General features: G+C 65.2%; 15 protein-coding genes and 4 pseudogenes. 5 read left to right on the plus strand and 14 right to left on the minus strand.

Annotated features, from left to right (window positions below; translation table 11 throughout):
- The first annotated feature begins 31 nt into the window (after positions 1–31).
- Positions 32–1093, plus strand: coding sequence for a GlxA family transcriptional regulator (locus AUC69_RS10230; protein ID WP_204377314.1), 1062 nt, complete (start codon positions 32–34; stop codon positions 1091–1093).
- Positions 1094–1184: 91 nt separating this feature from the next.
- Here AUC69_RS10230 and AUC69_RS10235 read toward each other — a convergent pair whose 3' ends face one another.
- The 11 genes and pseudogenes from AUC69_RS10235 to AUC69_RS19755 all read right to left on the minus strand — a co-directional run bounded on the left by AUC69_RS10235 (position 1185) and on the right by AUC69_RS19755 (position 9177).
- The gene (locus AUC69_RS10235; RefSeq protein ID WP_069442070.1) at positions 1185–1604 is read right to left on the minus strand and encodes a CBS domain-containing protein; all 420 of its coding nucleotides are present in this window, start codon (positions 1602–1604) and stop codon (positions 1185–1187) included.
- Positions 1605–1709: 105 nt separating this feature from the next.
- A complete protein-coding gene (locus tag AUC69_RS10240; protein WP_069442071.1) occupies positions 1710–2030 on the minus strand; it encodes a c-type cytochrome in 321 nt (106 codons plus the stop codon).
- A 122-nt stretch (positions 2031–2152) separates the two neighbouring features.
- Entirely contained in the window at positions 2153–2722 is a 570-nt protein-coding gene (locus AUC69_RS10245; RefSeq protein ID WP_069442072.1) for a DUF447 domain-containing protein, read from the minus strand.
- A gap of 19 nt (positions 2723–2741) precedes the next feature.
- On the minus strand, positions 2742–4142 hold the full coding sequence (locus AUC69_RS10250) for a DUF6513 domain-containing protein (protein ID WP_069442073.1): 1401 nt from the start codon (positions 4140–4142) through the stop codon (positions 2742–2744).
- 199 nt (positions 4143–4341) lie between these two features.
- Positions 4342–4815, minus strand: a pseudogene (locus AUC69_RS19745) (amino acid kinase family protein); the annotation flags it as partial.
- A gap of 3 nt (positions 4816–4818) precedes the next feature.
- A complete protein-coding gene (locus AUC69_RS10255) occupies positions 4819–5226 on the minus strand; it encodes a dihydroneopterin aldolase (protein WP_069442074.1) in 408 nt (135 codons plus the stop codon).
- A gap of 37 nt (positions 5227–5263) precedes the next feature.
- Entirely contained in the window at positions 5264–5992 is a 729-nt protein-coding gene (locus AUC69_RS10260; protein WP_069442075.1) for a (5-formylfuran-3-yl)methyl phosphate synthase, read from the minus strand.
- 27 nt (positions 5993–6019) lie between these two features.
- Entirely contained in the window at positions 6020–6730 is a 711-nt protein-coding gene (locus AUC69_RS17480) for a tetratricopeptide repeat protein (RefSeq protein WP_069442076.1), read from the minus strand.
- The gene (locus tag AUC69_RS10270; RefSeq protein ID WP_069442077.1) at positions 6636–7592 is read right to left on the minus strand and encodes a tetratricopeptide repeat protein; all 957 of its coding nucleotides are present in this window, start codon (positions 7590–7592) and stop codon (positions 6636–6638) included. The genes AUC69_RS17480 and AUC69_RS10270 overlap by 95 nt, the downstream gene beginning before the upstream one ends.
- Positions 7593–7823: 231 nt before the next feature.
- The gene (locus tag AUC69_RS19750; RefSeq protein WP_425283527.1) at positions 7824–8186 is read right to left on the minus strand and encodes an ADP-dependent NAD(P)H-hydrate dehydratase; all 363 of its coding nucleotides are present in this window, start codon (positions 8184–8186) and stop codon (positions 7824–7826) included.
- A 154-nt stretch (positions 8187–8340) separates the two neighbouring features.
- Entirely contained in the window at positions 8341–9177 is an 837-nt protein-coding gene (locus tag AUC69_RS19755; RefSeq protein ID WP_141700733.1) for an NAD(P)H-hydrate epimerase, read from the minus strand.
- A gap of 451 nt (positions 9178–9628) precedes the next feature.
- Between AUC69_RS19755 and AUC69_RS10280 the strand changes: the two genes are divergently transcribed.
- Entirely contained in the window at positions 9629–9967 is a 339-nt protein-coding gene (locus tag AUC69_RS10280) for a P-II family nitrogen regulator (protein WP_069442078.1), read from the plus strand.
- Positions 9968–10068: 101 nt separating this feature from the next.
- Entirely contained in the window at positions 10069–11478 is a 1410-nt protein-coding gene (gene glnA / locus AUC69_RS10285) for a type I glutamate--ammonia ligase (RefSeq protein WP_069442079.1), read from the plus strand.
- 175 nt (positions 11479–11653) lie between these two features.
- Here the strand turns inward: glnA and AUC69_RS10290 are convergent, their stop codons facing one another.
- Together AUC69_RS10290 and AUC69_RS10295 are read right to left on the minus strand one after the other, a co-directional pair.
- On the minus strand, positions 11654–11950 hold the full coding sequence (locus AUC69_RS10290) for a hypothetical protein (protein ID WP_141700734.1): 297 nt from the start codon (positions 11948–11950) through the stop codon (positions 11654–11656).
- Between the two features lie 105 nt (positions 11951–12055).
- Positions 12056–12609 (minus strand): annotated as a pseudogene (locus AUC69_RS10295) (thioredoxin family protein).
- A gap of 206 nt (positions 12610–12815) precedes the next feature.
- Here AUC69_RS10295 and AUC69_RS10300 point away from each other — a divergent pair.
- Together AUC69_RS10300 and parE are read left to right on the plus strand one after the other, a co-directional pair.
- A pseudogene (locus AUC69_RS10300) lies at positions 12816–14701 on the plus strand (PhoX family protein).
- Positions 14702–14865: 164 nt separating this feature from the next.
- A pseudogene (parE, locus tag AUC69_RS10305) lies at positions 14866–16878 on the plus strand (DNA topoisomerase IV subunit B).
- 18 nt (positions 16879–16896) lie between these two features.
- Here the strand turns inward: parE and AUC69_RS10310 are convergent.
- On the minus strand, positions 16897–17370 hold the full coding sequence (locus tag AUC69_RS10310) for a methyltransferase family protein (protein WP_069442081.1): 474 nt from the start codon (positions 17368–17370) through the stop codon (positions 16897–16899).
- Positions 17371–17535 lie beyond the last annotated feature (165 nt).

Below are 17535 nucleotides of genomic sequence, written 5' to 3' on the forward strand. Positions count from 1 at the left end.
CAGATCGATATTCGTCAGAAAGGGTCGATTCGTGCCAAGATCGCCCGTCATGGAGACCTCGGCCCCTCCGATCGAAGCCCTAATCGTCGCCGTGCCGGAAACCGCGGGCTCGGCTCTCTACGGCATGGTCGACGTTCTGGCCTCCGCCGGCAATCTTTGGGAGGAACTGGCCTGGACCGATACGCCGTATCATCCCATCCGCCCGCGAATCGTATCGCCGGTCGATGCGCCCTTCGTCTGCGGCAATCGCGTGCCGGTCACGCCCGACCAATTCGTCGGCGACGATCCCTCCGCCGATATCGTCATCCTGCCGGAGTTGTGGCTCGCACCTGACGACGATCTCAAGGGCCGCTATCCGGACGTCCTGGATTGGGTGCGGCGGCGCTACCACGCCGGGAGCAGCATCTACTCCGCTTGTTCCGGCTCCGTGATGCTCGCGGCCACAGGCCTACTCGACAATAAGGAGGCCACTTCCCACTGGGGTTATGAGGATCTCTTCCGGACTCGTTACCCGAAAGTGCGCTTCCGCCCCGAGCCGCCGCTCGTATTCGCCGATCCTGCCGGGCGCATCGTCACCGCCGGCGGAACGACGTCCTGGCACGATCTGGCGCTCCATATCATCGCGCGCCATGTCAGCCCCGGCGAGGCCTTGCGGATCGCCAAGGTCTATCTCTTGAAGTGGCACAGCGAGGGGCAGCTTCCCTACGCCGCCCTGGTCCGTCCACAGCCCCACGCCGACGCAATCGTGCGCCGATGCGAAGAATGGCTTGCCGAGCACTATCGCGATGCCGAGGCTGTGACGAAGATGGCCGCGATTGCCGGCATTCCGGAGCGTAGTGCCAAGCGGCGCTTCAAGGTCGCGACCGGAACGACGCCCATCAATTATGTGCAGAGCCTGCGTATCGAGGAAGCGAAGCGACAGCTCGAGGCCGGGTCCGTCTCCTTCGAGAAGATCGCCGCGGACCTGGGCTATGAAAACCTTGCCTTCTTCCGCAGGCTGTTCAAGCGGTCGACCGGCCTGACTCCAGGTCAGTACAGAAGAATGTTCCGCCCGTTCATGGAAGCAGGCGGCGGCACGCTTCGAGGGCCGTAACGTCTCCTTGCACGCCGACGGCAGCGGCGTGATCCGAGTGGCGCTGACACGCCTCGGATCTACCGCTGCACGGGCGGCGCCCCTCAGCCAATCAATGGTGTGCCGCTACGCCTCTTACGCATTCGGACAGCAGGTCGCCGGACGTGGTCTGTCCGATATCGCCGAGACTGAGGATACCGACCATCCTCTTTTTCCGATTGATGACCGGTAGCCTGCGGACCTGCAGTTCCTCCATGTGATGGATTGCCTTGGCGAGATCATCGTCCTCCCGACAGCAATGGATGCCGGGTGTCATGACATCGCGGGCGGTGGCGCGCTTGGCATCAAAGCCTGGCTGCGCGAGCCCTTTGCACACGATGTCACGGTCAGTGACCATGCCAATAAGTTGGTCCCCCTCGCCGATCGGGATGGCACCGATATCATGCTGGCGCATCAGTCTGGCGAGGTCGACAATAGACGTGCCTGGGTCGACCCAGTTGACGCCCTTGTGCATTGCTTCTTTGACTTTCATGGCTGGACCTCCGTTGCTGGCGTTTAGCTGTGCAGCGCCGGTTGCCCCCGTTTGACAATTATACCGCAGATGGCGCTCGAGCGCACGGCCCCAGAGGCTCCCACCCTACGGAGGTGTTTCGTCAGGCACCTCCGTGCGTGGCCGTGTCGCTGGGTCGACGCCGGTTATCCCGCCGAGATAGGTCAGGATCGCATCGACCTGCTCGGTCGAGAATTGGATCTGCGGCATGTCCCGATGCCTGGAGCCCATGCCTTCGGCGAACCCGCCTTCAAGCTGCTCGATGGGATAGGTGAGATAGATCTTCCGTAGCGGCGGCGCCTTTTCCAGAGGGCTCTCGTCTGCCGCGCCGATGGCATGACAGCGCGCGCAATATTTCTCGAGAATAGCCTTGCCCTCGACGGCCGAGTCGTCGCCCGCGCCGCGCAACCCGTGCCGAGCGTCAGCAGCGCCAGGGATGCGGCGGCGAAGCGAAGGTGGACAAAGCGCGTCATGGTCACTCCCTTCAGAGAACGGTACAGGGTCGGCTGACCAGGGTCGTCAGCGCAAGTCTACTCTGGCGCGTGCTTGTAGTGATCCTCGATCTTCTCGACCAGGATCCGCCAAGCCTCGTGCTCCTTGGGACCGGCCGTCTTCTCCACGGCGATCTGAAGATAAGCGAGCTCCTGCTCGACCTTCTCGCGCGGCAGCATCTTCAGGCGGCTGGCCAGGATCGCCGCCTCGATCACCGCCGCTTGCGCCCGGTTGAAGCCCTTGAACGGGGCGTGGGTCGCCTCATGCACGACGCGGCAATGAAAGCGCGGCCGCACCTCGTCCTCCTCGATCTCGTCGACCGTGAGCTCGATATGGGCCAGCGCGCCTTCGAGCACGGCGCCGGGAATGTGGGTCGCCGGCCGCACCGGCCACTCCTTGGTGCCGGTCAGGCAACCGGCAAAGACGAGCACGTCGTCGGTGAAGCTCGCCACGGCGAACGGATTGGCCCGCAGATTGTCCAGCGTGGTCGACGGGCGGAACGGCGCGATGACCCAGCCGTCGCCGTCCTCAATGAGGCCGAGCGGCGCGATATAGGCGCTGCCGTCGTCGTTGAGCGTGGTGACGATACATTCGCGGATCATCGGCATGATGGCACCTTAGGCTGCGTCATGAGGTTTTGCCCTTCTTCTTGGCGAGCAATGTGTGGCCGGCCTCTTTGAGCCGCGTTCTGTCGTCGCTCGGCGTATCGGCGGCGACACCCCAATCGAGCGGGTCGTCTTGCGCGTAGCGTTTGGCAAGCCGCCAAGCGATCTCGGCCTTGGCCAGCTCGGCCCCGAGATAAAACGCATGGGGACCGTCCTCGTCGATCCCGAGCTTGGGAAACAGCTCGAAGACGTCTTGCGCGACGTGATGGCCGTCCCGGTTATAGATGTGGACGCCGTCCTCGGCGATCTCGATGCGGAAATTCTTGTCCCGCACCGCTGCGGCGTTCTCGGCGATCTCCTCGGGCGTCTGAGGAAACGGCCGCTTCGCATGCAGGCATAGCAGCTCGTCGGTGTAGCCTTTGGGCAGCTCGCCGTCGGCGCGCGAGGCGAACATCAGGCGTCTGGCGACGTCATGCTCCTCGTAGGTGCGCCGCGTATGGGGACTGACCTGCACCACGAGCACGTTCTTGATCTTGAGCTCGGATGCGATGCCGATCAGCATGGCCGTGGTGCCCGTGGTGTCGGCCTCGGTCAGCTCGGTGAGATTGCCGGTCCCCAGCAGGATCTCCACGTCGGGCCGCTCGCGGCGTAGCCGCGCATAGCGCTCCAACGACTGCATGAAGCCGAAATTGATCGGATCGAGCACGGGATCGGCGAGGTAAGGCCGCCCCTTGGCATCGAGCGCGTCCATGGCCCGGTAGAGCGAGGCCATGTCGCCGTGATCCTTGGGAATGAGGACGGGCACCGAGGACACCGCGTCGGCGATGTGGAGCGTGGACTCATTGAGGCTCAGCAAGTAATCGGCGCCGGCCTTGCCGCCGCGCAACAACTCGTCGGGATCGGCGGAGTCGATGCTGACCTTGTAGCCATGAGTCTTGAGGGCCCGCACCGCGTCCTCGAGATGCGGAAACGGCGTGTCGGGCAAGCAACCGAGATCGATCACATCGGCGCCCTTGAAGGAGTAATCCTCCGCCAGCGCGAGAATCTCCTCGATGGTCATGGCCGTGGCGTCGATGATCTCGCCGAAGATTTGAATGTCGTATTGCGTCATGTCGGACGCTTTGCGCGCACGTCCGAAAAAGGCGGGAATATCCTTGATTTCGTCCGGCCCGCGCACGACCGGCACGCCGTAGCGCTCGCTCAGGCGGTCCAGATCGGCCCGGCAGCGGCCCGGCAGCATGATCTTGTCCGCGTCGCCCCGATCGGGAAGCCGGCGCATGATGATCTCCTCGGTCATCAGCGCCGCCACCTTCACGCCGATGTCGAGCACCTTCCAGTCGAAATCCGCCTCCATGTCTTGAAGGACGGCCTCGAGGCGGGTTTGCGCCAAATGTCCGGTCAGAAACAGGATGCTCTCGGTCATCGCGGGCTGAGCCTACTCGATCAGCGCCGCGCGGCGTATTGTCGGCGAGGCTCGCGGCAAGCGCCTCTTGATCGCCCTGGCCGAAGATGGCGGCCGCGACGCCGGTATCGGCCAGCATGGCGGGAAAGGCCTCGTCCACGACGCCGTCACGGGCGAGCTGAGCGGCGCTCAAGGGCGCATGCCGCCGCTCGACGGACTTTATAAGATAGCAGGTCTCGGCGCCCAGTTGCCCCGCGAGCCACAGAGCCAGGCTGTCGGAGGTCAGCCGCCAGGTGGCTTCCACGTCGGCGCGGCCCGAGACGAGTGTGTATGGCGCCCACACCGCGACATGGTCCCGGCCGAGGATTCCTCTAAGCGCTTCCGCGTCGTGGCCGACCTCGAAGCCCGGCCGCATGCCCGCCACCGCCCAAGCGAGCTGATCCATGGCGAGCAGCGCCATGCGGTGCGCGGCAGCATCGCCGAAGCCCAGCTGCTGCTGGCAGTTGCGCACCTCGTCGGCGAGCGCCCCTCCCCCCGGCACGATGACGACGGGAACGGGACTTGCGGCGATCGCATCCAGCCAAGCGGACAGGGCTTGCGAGCGGATGACGCTGCCGCCGAGCTTGACGACGGTACGCGGCGCCTCGCAAGTGAGCGGCGCATGTGCGCCCCTTTGCAGCGCCCGGCCATCCATGCCTCAGGTCTCCGCCTTGCTCCGCACGATCTCGACACCGACGGCGCCGGGATCCTTGTCGAGCTTCTCGATCCTGACCATGACGCGCGCCGCGCGGGGATGAGCGAGACAATGGTCGGCCACTTCCTCGGCCAGGGTCTCGACCAAATTGATATGGCCGCGCGCGATGATCGATTTGATGCCCTTGGTGATGTAGTCGTAATCGAAGGCGTTGCCGATATCGTCGTCGAGCGCGCCGGTCGCGGGCATCACGTCGACATCGACGGAGAAGCCCACGCGCTGGGTGACGCCCTTCTCGTTGGTGAACACGCCGATCTCCACGTCGAGCACGTAGTCGTGCACGAAGATGCGGTCGTGGGGCTTGCCCGTGTCGCGCGTGGAAGAGATGCGTCCCAGTCGCTTGTCCGTCATCGGTCCCGGTCCTGTGGCGGCTTTGTCGGTCGAAGCTCTAGCACAAAGCCGCGGCGCGCGGCTCCCGCATTTCCGTCTCGGACCGGCCCGGCTCCGCCGGAATCAGGCTGCGAATGCGGCGGCAGGCGGCGGAATCGAGGCCCGCGCTCCGACGTGCCCCATGGCACAGCGCGCCGCGAAAGCCGATGACGTCGGGGGAGAGCGCCAGCAAGGGCGCCACATGCGCGATGCGCAGCGCGCCGGCCACGCCCACGATCAACCCCTCGCGCTGACCCGCCGTCACGAAGCGGGCGATGTCGGGGATGCTCATATGGTCCAGAAGCGATCCCGTCCGTTTGCCGGCGGTGTCGAGCATCACGCCACGAGCGCCCATCGCCACCGCGGCGGCGACCGGGTCGAACGCCGGCATGGCGTCGGCAAAGAACACCAGGATGATGCCCGCGCGGCAGCGTTCGGCCTGCAAGATCTTGAAGCAGGCTTGCGGGTCGCCGCCAGGCAGCACGCCGAGCTTGACGTCATCGACGGCGCACGCCGCCGTGGCCCTCACCGCGCCGGCGACAAGGCCGGGATCCATGGGAAGATCGCCCACCGTGGCGCTGACCGGCACCCGGCCGGCGACCACGCTCACGCAGGCCTCGATGGTGACGAGGTCTACGGCACCGAGCGCGCCTTTGCCGGGATCCTTGAGATCGACGATATCGGCGCCGGCATCGAGCACGATTTGCGCCTCGTCGGCATCGCGCACGCTGGCGAGGAAGCGCGTCATGCGCGCCCCCTTCGGTCCGCCCAAGCATCAGCGGAAAAGCCAGTCGAAGGCGCCGCCACCGCCGCCACCGCCGCCGCCACCACGCGCCCGCCGGCGCTCGTTGCGCGGCTGCCCGCCGAAACCCCACGAATCGGTATCGCGGCCGCGCGCCACCGGCGCCCGGCGCTCCTTGCGGAGCTTAATCTCGTTGGCATGGCCGTCCGGGTCCGTGACGACCACCGAGACCGCCTGCCAGTTCCATTGGGCCGCCCGCTCGCCCCAGCGCTGCGGCTCGATGGACACGACCTTGTTGGCCCGCGTGTCGACGATGGCCACATATTCCAGCTCGTCGCCGCCGCCGAAATCGCCAGCGTAATATTTCAGCAGACCGATGCCGGACAGCGCGCCGCGCATCAGCTTCCATTCCAAGATCTTTGGCTTGCCGGCGCCGAACATCTCGAGCTCGACCCGCAGCGCTCCGTAATCCGGATTGCTCGCCATGTAGCGGCCCGGCGACGGCTCGGTCACGACCCAGCCGTCCATCGCCTCGCCGAGAGGCTGGCCCGTAGCCACCGGCACCTCCTGATTGAGGCGGAGAAGCGCGGCGCGGCTTTCGGCCTGGAACGGATCCTTGGCGAGCGCGCGCTGGTAGTCGTAGATGGCGTCATCGACGCGCTCTTGCGCCTCGTAGACGCCGCCGCGTATGCGCAAAGCCAGCGGATCGCCCAGGCTGAGCTCCAGCGCCCGGTTCACGTCCATCAGCGCCTCGTCGAGGGAGTCGGACTTGAGCTTCGCCTCGGCGCGCATGGCGTAAGCTTGGCGTTGTTCGGATCCATCTGGATGCGCGGGTGTAGTCGCCGATGGCATCGTCGTAGCGCTTGTTGTTGGCGAAGAGCACGCCCCGCTCCACATAGGCCTCGACCAAATCGGGATTGAGCTCGAGCGCCGTATCGAAATCGGCGATGGCTTCCTTGAATCTGTTCTCCGCCGCATAGGCCTCCGCGCGCAGCAGGACGAGCTTGGGCTGGGGCACGTTGGGCTCGAGGTCTAGCGCTTGGGTGGCGTCCTCGGCAGCTTCGCTGAAATTATCGATGGCAAAATTCGCCTCGGCGCGATTGCGATAGGCGGCGGCATATTTCTGATCGAGGCTGATGGCCCGGGTGAGATCGCGCACGGCCGCATGATAGCGGGCCAGCTCCTCATGGGTCCGCCCGCGTCCGTTGAACGGCACCGGGCTTTGCGGCAGCAGCTCGGCCGCCTTGCGGAAGGACTGAAAGGCCTCTTCATATTGGCCGAGAGCGGCATAGGCGTTGCCGCGATTGTTGTAGGCGGCGCCGTAGGCGGGCTGGAGCTGAATGGCGCGGTCGAAGTCTTTGACGGCCTCCTCGGGGTGGCCGAGATCCATCAAGGCATTGCCGCGATTGTTGTAGACCGTGGCGCTCTCGGGCGAGAGTTGGATCGAGGCGTTGAAGTCGTCGATCGCCTCCCTGGTCTGCTTCATGCGCCATTTGGCGACGCCCCGGTCGCTATAGATGCTCGCCTGCACGAAGGTGGAGACGTCAGGGGTCGCCAGGGCCTCGTCATAAAGGGTGACGGCCCGGTCGAACTGACCGCGGATCATGGCGGCCGCGCCTTCGCGGGCGCGTAGCAGAATCTGGTCCTCGGCATGCGCCGGGCGGCCGCCCCGAGAACGAGGCCGGCGGCGAGAATCAGACGGAAATTGGCGCGAAAGAATGCCATGGCGGCGATGAGCGGCTTTCCCTTGAGCGGCGTCTTCCCTTCATGTCTCCCATAAGGTTGGAGTGTGTCAACAAAGGGTCGCCCGGGGCTTCCCTGACCCAAGCGGCGGCGCTCAGCCGTCGAGCGACCAACCATCGAGCGACAGGGATTCGAGGCCGCGCAGCACCTCGGGCAGCATCTCCGGTAAATCCTCGGCGATCAGGCCGGGCCCGAAGGCCTTGGCGGCCTCGCCATGAAGCCATACGGCGGCGCTCGCCCCCCAGACCGCGCTCATGCCTTGGGCCAGCATGCCGAGGATCATGCCGCCGAGCACATCGCCGGACCCTGCCGTGGCCAGCCAGGGCGTGCCGTTGGCGTCGATCACGGCCAGCCCGTCCGGCGCGGCGATCACCGTGTCGGCCCCCTTGAGCACCACGATGGCGCCGGCGCGTGCGGCGGCGGTGCGCGTCTTGTCGACCTTGGAGGTCCCCGGCACATCGCCGAACAGCTTGGCGAACTCGCCTCATGCGGCGTGATCACCACGGGCGCCTCGCGGCCGTGGATGGCCTTGAACAGCGTTTCCCTGTCGTCGGCAAACGAGGTCAAGGCGTCGGCATCGAGCACCACGCTCGGACCGGCCTTGAGCGCGGTCAGCACCGTGGCCTTGGTCTCTTCGCCGAGCCGTGGCCGGGCCCGATGAGAAAGGCGTTCTTGCGCGGATCGGACAGCAGCGCGGCGATCCCTTGTGGACCATCGGCTTCGCGCACCATGATCGCCGTGAGCTGGGAGGCATTCACGGCGAGCGCATTCCGCGGCGAGGCGACGGTGACAAGCCCGGCACCGGCTCTCAACGCCCCGCGTGCCGCCATGCGCGCGGCGCCGGTCGCGTCCATCGGCCCCGAGGCCACCAGCGCATGACCGCGCAGATATTTATGTCCCTCCTCCGTCGGCCAGGGGAACTCCGGAAGCCACAACCCCGGCTCGTTGGCAAAGGTGTTCGGCTTGACCGTGGCGAGCACGCTGTCGGGAATGCCGATATCGACGAGGCCGACCGCGCCGCAGTGGAGCCGTCCCGGTAGCAGAAGATGTCCCGGCTTCAGGCGGAAGAAGGTCACCGTGGCATCGGCGTGGATGGCGGTGCCGCGCACCGCTCCCGTGGTGCCATCGACGCCGCTCGGCACGTCGACCGCCACGATGGGGGCGCCGCAGGCATTGGCGGCGTCGATCAGATCGGCGAGCTTGCCCTCGATGGGTCGGGCGAGGCCTGCGCCGAACAGCGCATCGACGATGACGTCGGCGCTCGCCAGCAATTCCGAGCTCAGGGGCTCGGGCGTCTTTCCGCAGCGCGCGGCCATGGTGGCGGCATCCGCGGGCAGCTTCGCCGGATCGCCATCGAAGCCGAGCCGCACCGCATAGCCGTGCTCCGTCAGGTAGCGCGCGGCAACGAACCCATCGCCGCCATTGTTGCCGGGACCGCAGAGCACCACGACGGTCGCCGCGATCGGAACCGCGCGAAGACTTCATCGGCGACGCCGCGCCCTGCATTTTCCATGAGCACGCGCCGGGCACTCCACCCTCGATGGTGAGGCTGTCGGCGCGTCCCATTTCCTCCGCGGTCAAGAGCTCAAGCATGGTGTGCGGTCATCCGATCCGTCGTTTGCCTGTTGCATGCGGCGGCCATCGTGGCGGGCAAAAGCTGGGATCGGCCCGCACTTGCATGTTTTTTAAGCATAGCGCCTACCCTTTAGGCACGCTTGCACTAGCAGTCGCCTGAGAAATTTGCGAGATAGCGTTAGACGACTGGAATAGCAGCCAAAAGTTTCGCACAAGAGATTGGCACAGGGCGTGCTTTGGCTGGCGCATAGTGCTTTTGGATGGCGGAGACGACGACGCGACGTCGGTGCCGCCTTGTGCCGCTCGGGAGGTTTAGGACGAACAATGAAAAAGATCGAAGCGATCATCAAGCCCTTCAAGCTGGATGAGGTAAAAGAGGCCCTGCAAGAAATCGGACTCCAGGGTATCACGGTGACCGAGGCCAAGGGGTTCGGACGTCAAAAGGGCCATACCGAGCTTTATCGCGGTGCCGAGTACGTGGTTGATTTCCTGCCAAAGGTAAAGCTTGAGCTCGTGCTTGGCGATAACATGGTGGAGAAGGCGATCGAGGCCATTATCGCCTCGGCCAAGACAGGCCGCATCGGGGATGGAAAGATCTTCGTGTCGAACGTGGAGGAAGCCGTGCGCATTCGCACGGGCGAGACGGGGAACGATGCCATCTGACGACTGACCGCCTGCTGAACGACTAGAGTGTAATTGGAAGCAACACCTAATGGCTGCCCTTTTTGAATGGGCGGCTCAATCATGCATGACAGGGAGTGGAAATGGCAGACGCAAAGAGTATTGCTAAGAAACTCAAGGACGAGGAGATCAAATTCGTCGATCTGCGCTTCACCGACCCACGCGGGAAGATGCAGCACGTGACGATGGACTCGTCCCTCATGGACGAAGAGGCATTTGCCGAAGGCGTCATGTTCGACGGCTCGTCGATCGCGGGCTGGAAGGCGATCAACGAGTCCGACATGAAGCTCATGCCGGACTGCGACTCGGCGGTCATCGACCCGTTCTTCGCGCAGAGCACGCTGGCCGTGTTCTGCGACGTGCTCGAGCCGCTCACCAACGAGCCCTATGAGCGCGATCCGCGCTCCATCGCCGGCAAGGCGCAAGCCTATATGCAGCAGACCGGCATCGGCGACGTGGCCGTGTTCGGACCCGAAGCCGAGTTCTTCGTGTTCGACGACGTGCGCTTCGCGGCCGAGCCCTACAACTGCGGCTACAGGCTGGACTGCACGGAGCTGCCATCCAACATGGACACCGAGTACGAGATGGGCAATCTCGGCCACCGTCCGCGCACCAAGGGCGGCTATTTCCCGGTGCCGCCGATCGACTCCGCGCAGGACCTGCGCTCTGAGATGCTGTCGGTGATGGCCGAAATGGGCGTCACCACCGAGAAGCATCACCATGAGGTGGGCGCCGCCCAGCACGAGCTCGGCATCAAGTACGGACCGATCGTCAAGACCGGCGACGACATGCAGATCTACAAATACGTGATCCACAACGTCGCCCATGTCTACGGCAAGACGGCAACCTTCATGCCGAAGCCGGTGTTCGGCGACAACGGCTCGGGCATGCATACCCACCAGTCGATCTGGAAGGGCTCGACGCCGATCTTCGCCGGGGACAAATATGCCGACCTGTCGGACACGGCGCTGCACTACATCGCCGGCATCCTGAAGCATGCCAAGCGCTCAACGCCTTCACCAACCCCAGCACCAAACTCCTACAAGCGTCTGGTGCCGGGCTATGAGGCACCGGTGCTTCTCGCCTATTCGTCGCGCAACCGCTCAGCCTCGTGCCGCATTCCGCTCGGCACCGGTCCGAAGTCGAAGCGCGTCGAGGTGCGCTTCCCCGATCCGACCGCCAATCCCTACCTCGCCTTCGCGGCGATGCTGATGGCGGGCCTTGACGGGATCGAGAACAAGCTCAACCCGGGCGATCCGATCGACAAGAACCTCTACGATCTGCCGCCGGAGGAGCTCGAGAAGGTGCCGACCGTCTGTGGTTCGCTGCGCGAAGCTTGCGAGTCGCTGGACGCCGACCGCGCCTTCCTCAAGAAGGGCAACGTGTTCTCCGACGACGCCATCGACGCGTATCTCGAACTTAAGATGGAAGAGGTGGAGCGGTACGAGATGATGCCGCACCCGATCGAGTTCGACATGTATTACAGCGTCTAGCCGGTTCCGGATCCAGACGCTCGAGACAAGATGGGGGCGGCCGCAAGATTTGCGGTCGCCCCCTCTTTCGCCCGGCCTGCCGAACCTTGGGCCCTTATGTCCCGCGTTCCCCCGTCGGACGCGGGAGGCCAATAGTTCTTGCCAGGCTCCCCCAAACTTTTCTCGGCGCGCGCGCCTACATCAGATAGATCGCTCCGTAGATCAGGGCCCCGCCCACGGTCACGTAGAGCCACGACTTGTTGTCCCGGTACCAGTCGTCGAACATCGACGGCAGACCGAAGATCACAAAGCGGAACAGCGATAGCGTGATGAACGCGGCGATCATGCCGAGCACCCAGAGCGACAGGTTGGCCGGCTGGCCGCCCTGCCCGGCATCCACCAGGATCATGGCTGCATTCGTCGTGCCGAGATTGACCGCGCCCCATACGGACACCGCAGCCAACCCCACCAGCATGGCGTAACGCATCAACACCGCTCGAAATCCCCTCGTCTTTGCCGAGAATTTTAGGGACGAGAGGGTAAAGAAACGGGAAAGCGTTAGACTTAAGCGCGCGTTAACGGCGACGCTACGCGCGCCTCAGGCGGCCTTCCACTTGATGGAGCAGCCGATGGACGAAACCTGCTCGCGCGGGCCCTTACCCGTCTCGGCAATCTCTTTCATCGCCTCGAACAGGTCGCGGCGGACATCGGCGGAGGCGGGCTCCCGGCCGCTTGCGTCGAGGCGCCCACGATATTGCAGTTCGAGATCGCCGTTAAAGCCGTAGAAGTCGGGCGTACAGACGGCGTCATAGGCGCGGGCGACCTGTTGAGTCTCGTCATGGAGATAGGGAAAGGTGAAGCCGTGCTCCCGGGCGAAGGCCTCATGTTGTCGAAGGAATCGTCTGGGTGGGTGGTGGCGTCGTTGGCGCAGATGGCGATCGCGCTGACGCCGAGCGGCGCGAGCGCCTTGGCGTCACGCACGATGCGGTCGATCACCGCCTTTACATAGGGGCAGTGGTTGCAGATGAACATGACGAGGGTGCCGTTCGGGCCCTTGAGGTCGGCCAGGCTGTAGGTCTTGCCGTCGACGCCGGGAAGCTCGAAATCAGGCGCCTTCCAGCCAAAATCGCAGACGGGTGTATGTTCGGCCATGAGCCATTCCTCTTCGCAAATCTGTCACCGCAGCCCTCTAATTTCGGGGCAAACCAATTGTTCCGCTGGGCAGGCATATGACCAATAACGACATCTTCCGCAACCGGGCCGCGGCCTGCGAGGCCCATGACGATATCCCGCGCAGCCCCGAGGACGGCGAAACAATCGGCGAGGTCATCATCCGGCGCTATAGCCGCCGGGACGTCATGCGCGGCACGCTGGGCGTCACCGCCGCCGCGGCGTTGTTCGGCCCGGCCGCCTTCAGGGCCAGCACCGCAGCCGCCGCGACCACCGCCGACCGCTTCGACTTCGACGGTGTCGAGCCCGGCATCGACACCACGCATCACGTCGCGGCGGGCTACCAGGCCAAGCCGCTGCTGCGGTGGGGCGATCCCCTGGCGCCCGGGCTGCCTCCGTTCAATCCCAACAACCAGAGCGCCGCCGATCAGCTCAAGCGCTTCGGCTACAACAACGACTACATCGCCTATTTCCCGATCGACGGAAGCAGCACTCACGGGCTGCTCTGCATCAATCACGAATACACCAATGAAGAGCTGATGTTTCCGGGCATCAAGAAGCGCCAGGACACCTCCGGCTTCGGCGACATGACCGCGGAGATCGTGGATGTCGAGATGGCGGCGCATGGCGTGACCGTGGTCGAGATCGTGCGCAAGGGCGCCGATTGGGAGGCCGTGCTCGACAGTCCCTATAACCGGCGCATCAGCCCGGCCAGCACCGTCATGTCCGTCGACGGCCCGGCGGTCGGCAACAAGCGTCTGCAAACGAGCGGCGATCCTTCCGGCAAGACCATCCAAGGTACGCTCAACAATTGCGCGGGGGGCAAGACACCCTGGGACACCTATCTGACGGCCGAAGAGAACTTCCACGGCTATTTCTGGACCAATCACTGCGAGCCGGGTGGCGCCGCCCCCACCGGCCTCGGCGGCGACCAGGCCCAGAGCTACGCGCGCTACGGCATTCCGGGGCTGTGGCAGGCCTGGGGCAAGTTCATCGACCGCTTCAATGTGGATGCGGAGCCGAACGAGCCGAACCGCTTCGGCTGGATCGTCGAGATCGACCCGTTCGAGCCGGACTCCGAGCCGGTGAAGCACACCGCCCTTGGACGCTTCTGCCATGAGGGCGCGGAGTGCGTCGTCAACACCGACGGCCGTATCGTCGTGTATTGCGGCGATGACGGGCGCGGCGAGTATGTCTATCGCTTCGTCTCGGCCGGCCATTACGACCCCGACGACCGGGCTGCCAATAAACGCCTGCTGTCGCATGGCCTGATGTCCGTGGCGCGGTTCGACGCCGACGGCAAGGTCCACTGGCTGCCGCTCGAGTTCGGCCGCCCGTGCTGACGCCGGACTCGGATTCGAGTCCCAGGCCGACGGTGGTGATCGACGCCGCGCGCCGCGGATCTGTTGGGCGCGACCCGCATGGACCGTCCGGAGGACGTGCAGCCCAACGAGGTCACCGGCAAGGTCTATGTCATCCTCACCAACAACACGAAGCGTAAAGAGAAGGACATCGACGCGGCGAACCCGCGGCCGGACAACGCCTTTGGCCATATCATCGAGATGACGCCACCCGACGGCGACCACGCCGCCGACAGCTTCGCCTGGGACATGCTGGTCAAATGCGGCGACCCGGCGATCGCCGCCGTTGGCGCCATGTGGAGTCCCGAAACCTCGAAGGACGGCGGCTGGTTCGCCTGCCCCGACACGCCGCCGTGGACAAGGACGGGCGGCTGTGGGTCGCCACCGACCAAGGCGACAACTGGCCGCGCACCGGGCGCGCCGATGGCCTGTTCGCCTTGGAGACGGCAGGCGCCGCGCGGGGCACGCCGAAGCTCTTCTTCCGCGTGCCGATCGGCGCCGAAATGTGCGGGCCTTGCTTCACGCCGGACGGCGAGACGCTGTTCGTCTCGGTGCAGCATCCGGGCGCCGACGGGGCCGAGGCGATGATCGGCTTCGGCCGGGCCTCCACCTTCAACGATCCCGTCACGCGCTGGCCCGATTTCGAGGACGGCATGCCGCCGCGCCCCTCGGTCATGGTCATCACCAAGGACGGCGGCGGCAAGATCGGCTGATCGCCCGGCCACGCCGCTGGCTCTTGAAAATCCGCCGGGCGCGTGCGAGCTATCGACGGGTTCCACACGTCGTTGATTCTTTCCACATCCGGAAGCGCGATTAGCGCCTTTGGCATGAGGACACGCCCATAGCACGCACCCGCAAACCTGCCTCGACCAGTGATCTGTTCGATGCCGCGCCGAAAAGGAAGCCGGCCACGGCCTCCAAGGCGCCCGCGCGGAAAAGCGCCGGCGGCCGCGGCGGTGACGATGCCTATACCGCCGCCGATATCGAGGTGCTGGAAGGCCTGGAGCCGGTTCGCCGGCGCCCGGGCATGTATATCGGCGGCACCGACGAGAAGGCGATGCATCACCTCTTCGCCGAGGTGCTCGACAACGCCATGGACGAGGCGGTCGAGGGCCATGCGAGCCGCATCGAGGTCGACCTCGCCGCGGACGGCACCCTCACCGTGACCGACAACGGCCGCGGCATTCCGGTCGATCCGCATCCCAAGTTCAAGAAGAAGTCGGCGCTCGAGGTCATCATGACCACGCTGCACGCGGGCGGTAAGTTCGACTCCAAGGTCTATGCCACCAGCGGCGGCTTGCATGGCGTCGGCGTCTCGGTGGCCAACGCCCTGTCGGAGACGCTCGACGTCGAGGTGGCACGGGGCCAGAAGCTCTACCGGCAGAGCTATACGCGCGGGGTCCCCGATGGCCCGATAAAAAATCTCGGTGCCATCAAGAACCGGCGCGGCACCAAGATCAGCTTCAAGCCGGACCCCAAGATCTTCGGCAAGGGCGCCGCGTTCAAGCCGTCGCGCCTGTTCCGCATGTCGCGCTCGAAGGCCTATCTCTTCCGCGGCGTCGAGATCCGCTGGTCCTGCGCCAAGGCGCTGCTCGGCAACGACGCCGAGACACCCGAGACCGCCGTTCTGCATTTCCCCGGCGGCTTGAAGGACTTTCTCGCCACCCGCATCGAAGGCCTCACCACGGTCACCAACGACGTATTCGCCGGACGCATCGAGAAGGCACAAGGTCACGGCTCGGTCGAATGGGCGATCGCTGGGTGACGCCGACGGCTTTCTCAGCTCCTATTGCAACACCGTGCCGACGCCGGACGGCGGCACCCATGAAGCGGGCTTGCGCGCCGCACTTACCAAGGCCTTGCGCGCCTATGGCGAGCTCACCGGCAACAAGCGCGTGGCGCAAGTGACCGCCGACGACGTGCTCGGCACGGCGGCGGCCATGCTGTCGGTGTTCATCCGCGAGCCGGAGTTCCAAGGCCAGACCAAGGACCGGCTGGCGACCCAGGAAGCCGCGCGCATCGTCGAGAGCGCTATCCGCGACGCCTTTGACCATTGGCTGACCGGCAATCCGACCCAAGCCAACCGCCTCCTCGATTGGGTGGTCGACCGCTCCGAGGAGCGCTTGCGGCGCCGCAAAGAGAAAGAGATCGGCCGGCAGACGGCGACCCGCCGCTTGCGCCTTCCCGGCAAGCTCGCCGATTGCGCCTCCACGGGGGCGCAAGGCACGGAGATCTTCATCGTCGAGGGCGATTCCGCCGGCGGCTCGGCCAAGCAGGCGCGTGACCGCGCGACACAAGCCGTGCTGCCCTTGCGCGGCAAGATCCTCAACGTGGCGAGCGCCAGTTCCTCCAAGCTCGCCGACAACCAGCTCTTGAGCGATCTCATCCAGGCGCTCGGCTGCGGCACGGGCACGCGCTATCGCGACGAGGATCTGCGTTACGAGAAAGTGGTGATCATGACCGACGCGACGTGGACGGCGCGCATATCGCCTCGCTGCTCATCACCTTCTTCTACCGCGAGATGCGCGGGCTCATCGCGGGCGGGCATCTCTACCTCGCCGTGCCGCCGCTGTTCCGCATCAGCCAAGGTGCCAAGACGCTCTACGCCCGCGATCCCGCCCACAAGGACGAGCTCATGGCCACGGAGTTCAACGGCCGCGGCAAGATCGATGTGAGTCGTTTCAAAGGTTTGGGTGAGATGCTTCCGAAGCAGCTCAAAGAGACGACCATGGATCGCTCGGTGCGCACACTGCTGCGCGTCGAGATCGACGAGGACCCCAGCAGCACCACGATGCTGGTCGATCAGCTCATGGGCAATAAGCCCGAGGCGCGGTTCAAATTCATTCAGGATCGCGCCGAATTCGCCGAACCCGAGGCGCTCGACATCTAGGCGAGGCGCCCGCGGCGCTTAGAGCCAGCGCGGCACGCGGGTTTTGTAGCGCGTATAGGCGTCGCCGAACTTCCGCTCCAGATAGGCCTCCTCCGGCTCGACTACGCCGCGCTGCAAGATCATCAGCGCCGGCATGAGGAGGAGAAGCACCCAGACGCTCGTCAGGATGATCGATAGGCCGAAATAGACGAGCACGAGGCCGATATAAATCGGATTGCGCGTCAGGTGATATGGGCCGGCGGTCACGAGAGCCGTGGCCGGCAGCCCAGGCACGACATGGGTGCCGGCACGGTGGAAAGCGCGGGCGGCGAGGATCGCCAAGGCGAAGCCGAGGCCCATGCAGACAAAGCCGACCGTGAGGCCAAGCCCGTTGGGCTGGGCCAGGCCAGGGCCGATCGGCAGAATGAGGGACAACACGCAGCCGAGCGCCAGCGCCGCCACAAACAGAAGCGGCGGCTTGATCGCCACATCGGCGTAGTCGACCGTATTCATGGATGCCCTGCCCTCAACTTCCTCTCCCCCGCGCGCATCTTATAGAACGTGCCCATCGCGGGACGGTTCAAAAGGGCGCGATCCTCTGACGCGGCCTCCGAAGGGGCGGAGAGCGCGATTTCACTTGATTTACCTTCTTTCTGCCTATTTTTGCCCCTTGCGCCC

Source organism: Methyloceanibacter superfactus (assembly GCF_001723305.1).
GTDB classification, from domain to species: Bacteria; Pseudomonadota; Alphaproteobacteria; order Rhizobiales; family Methyloligellaceae; genus Methyloceanibacter; species Methyloceanibacter superfactus.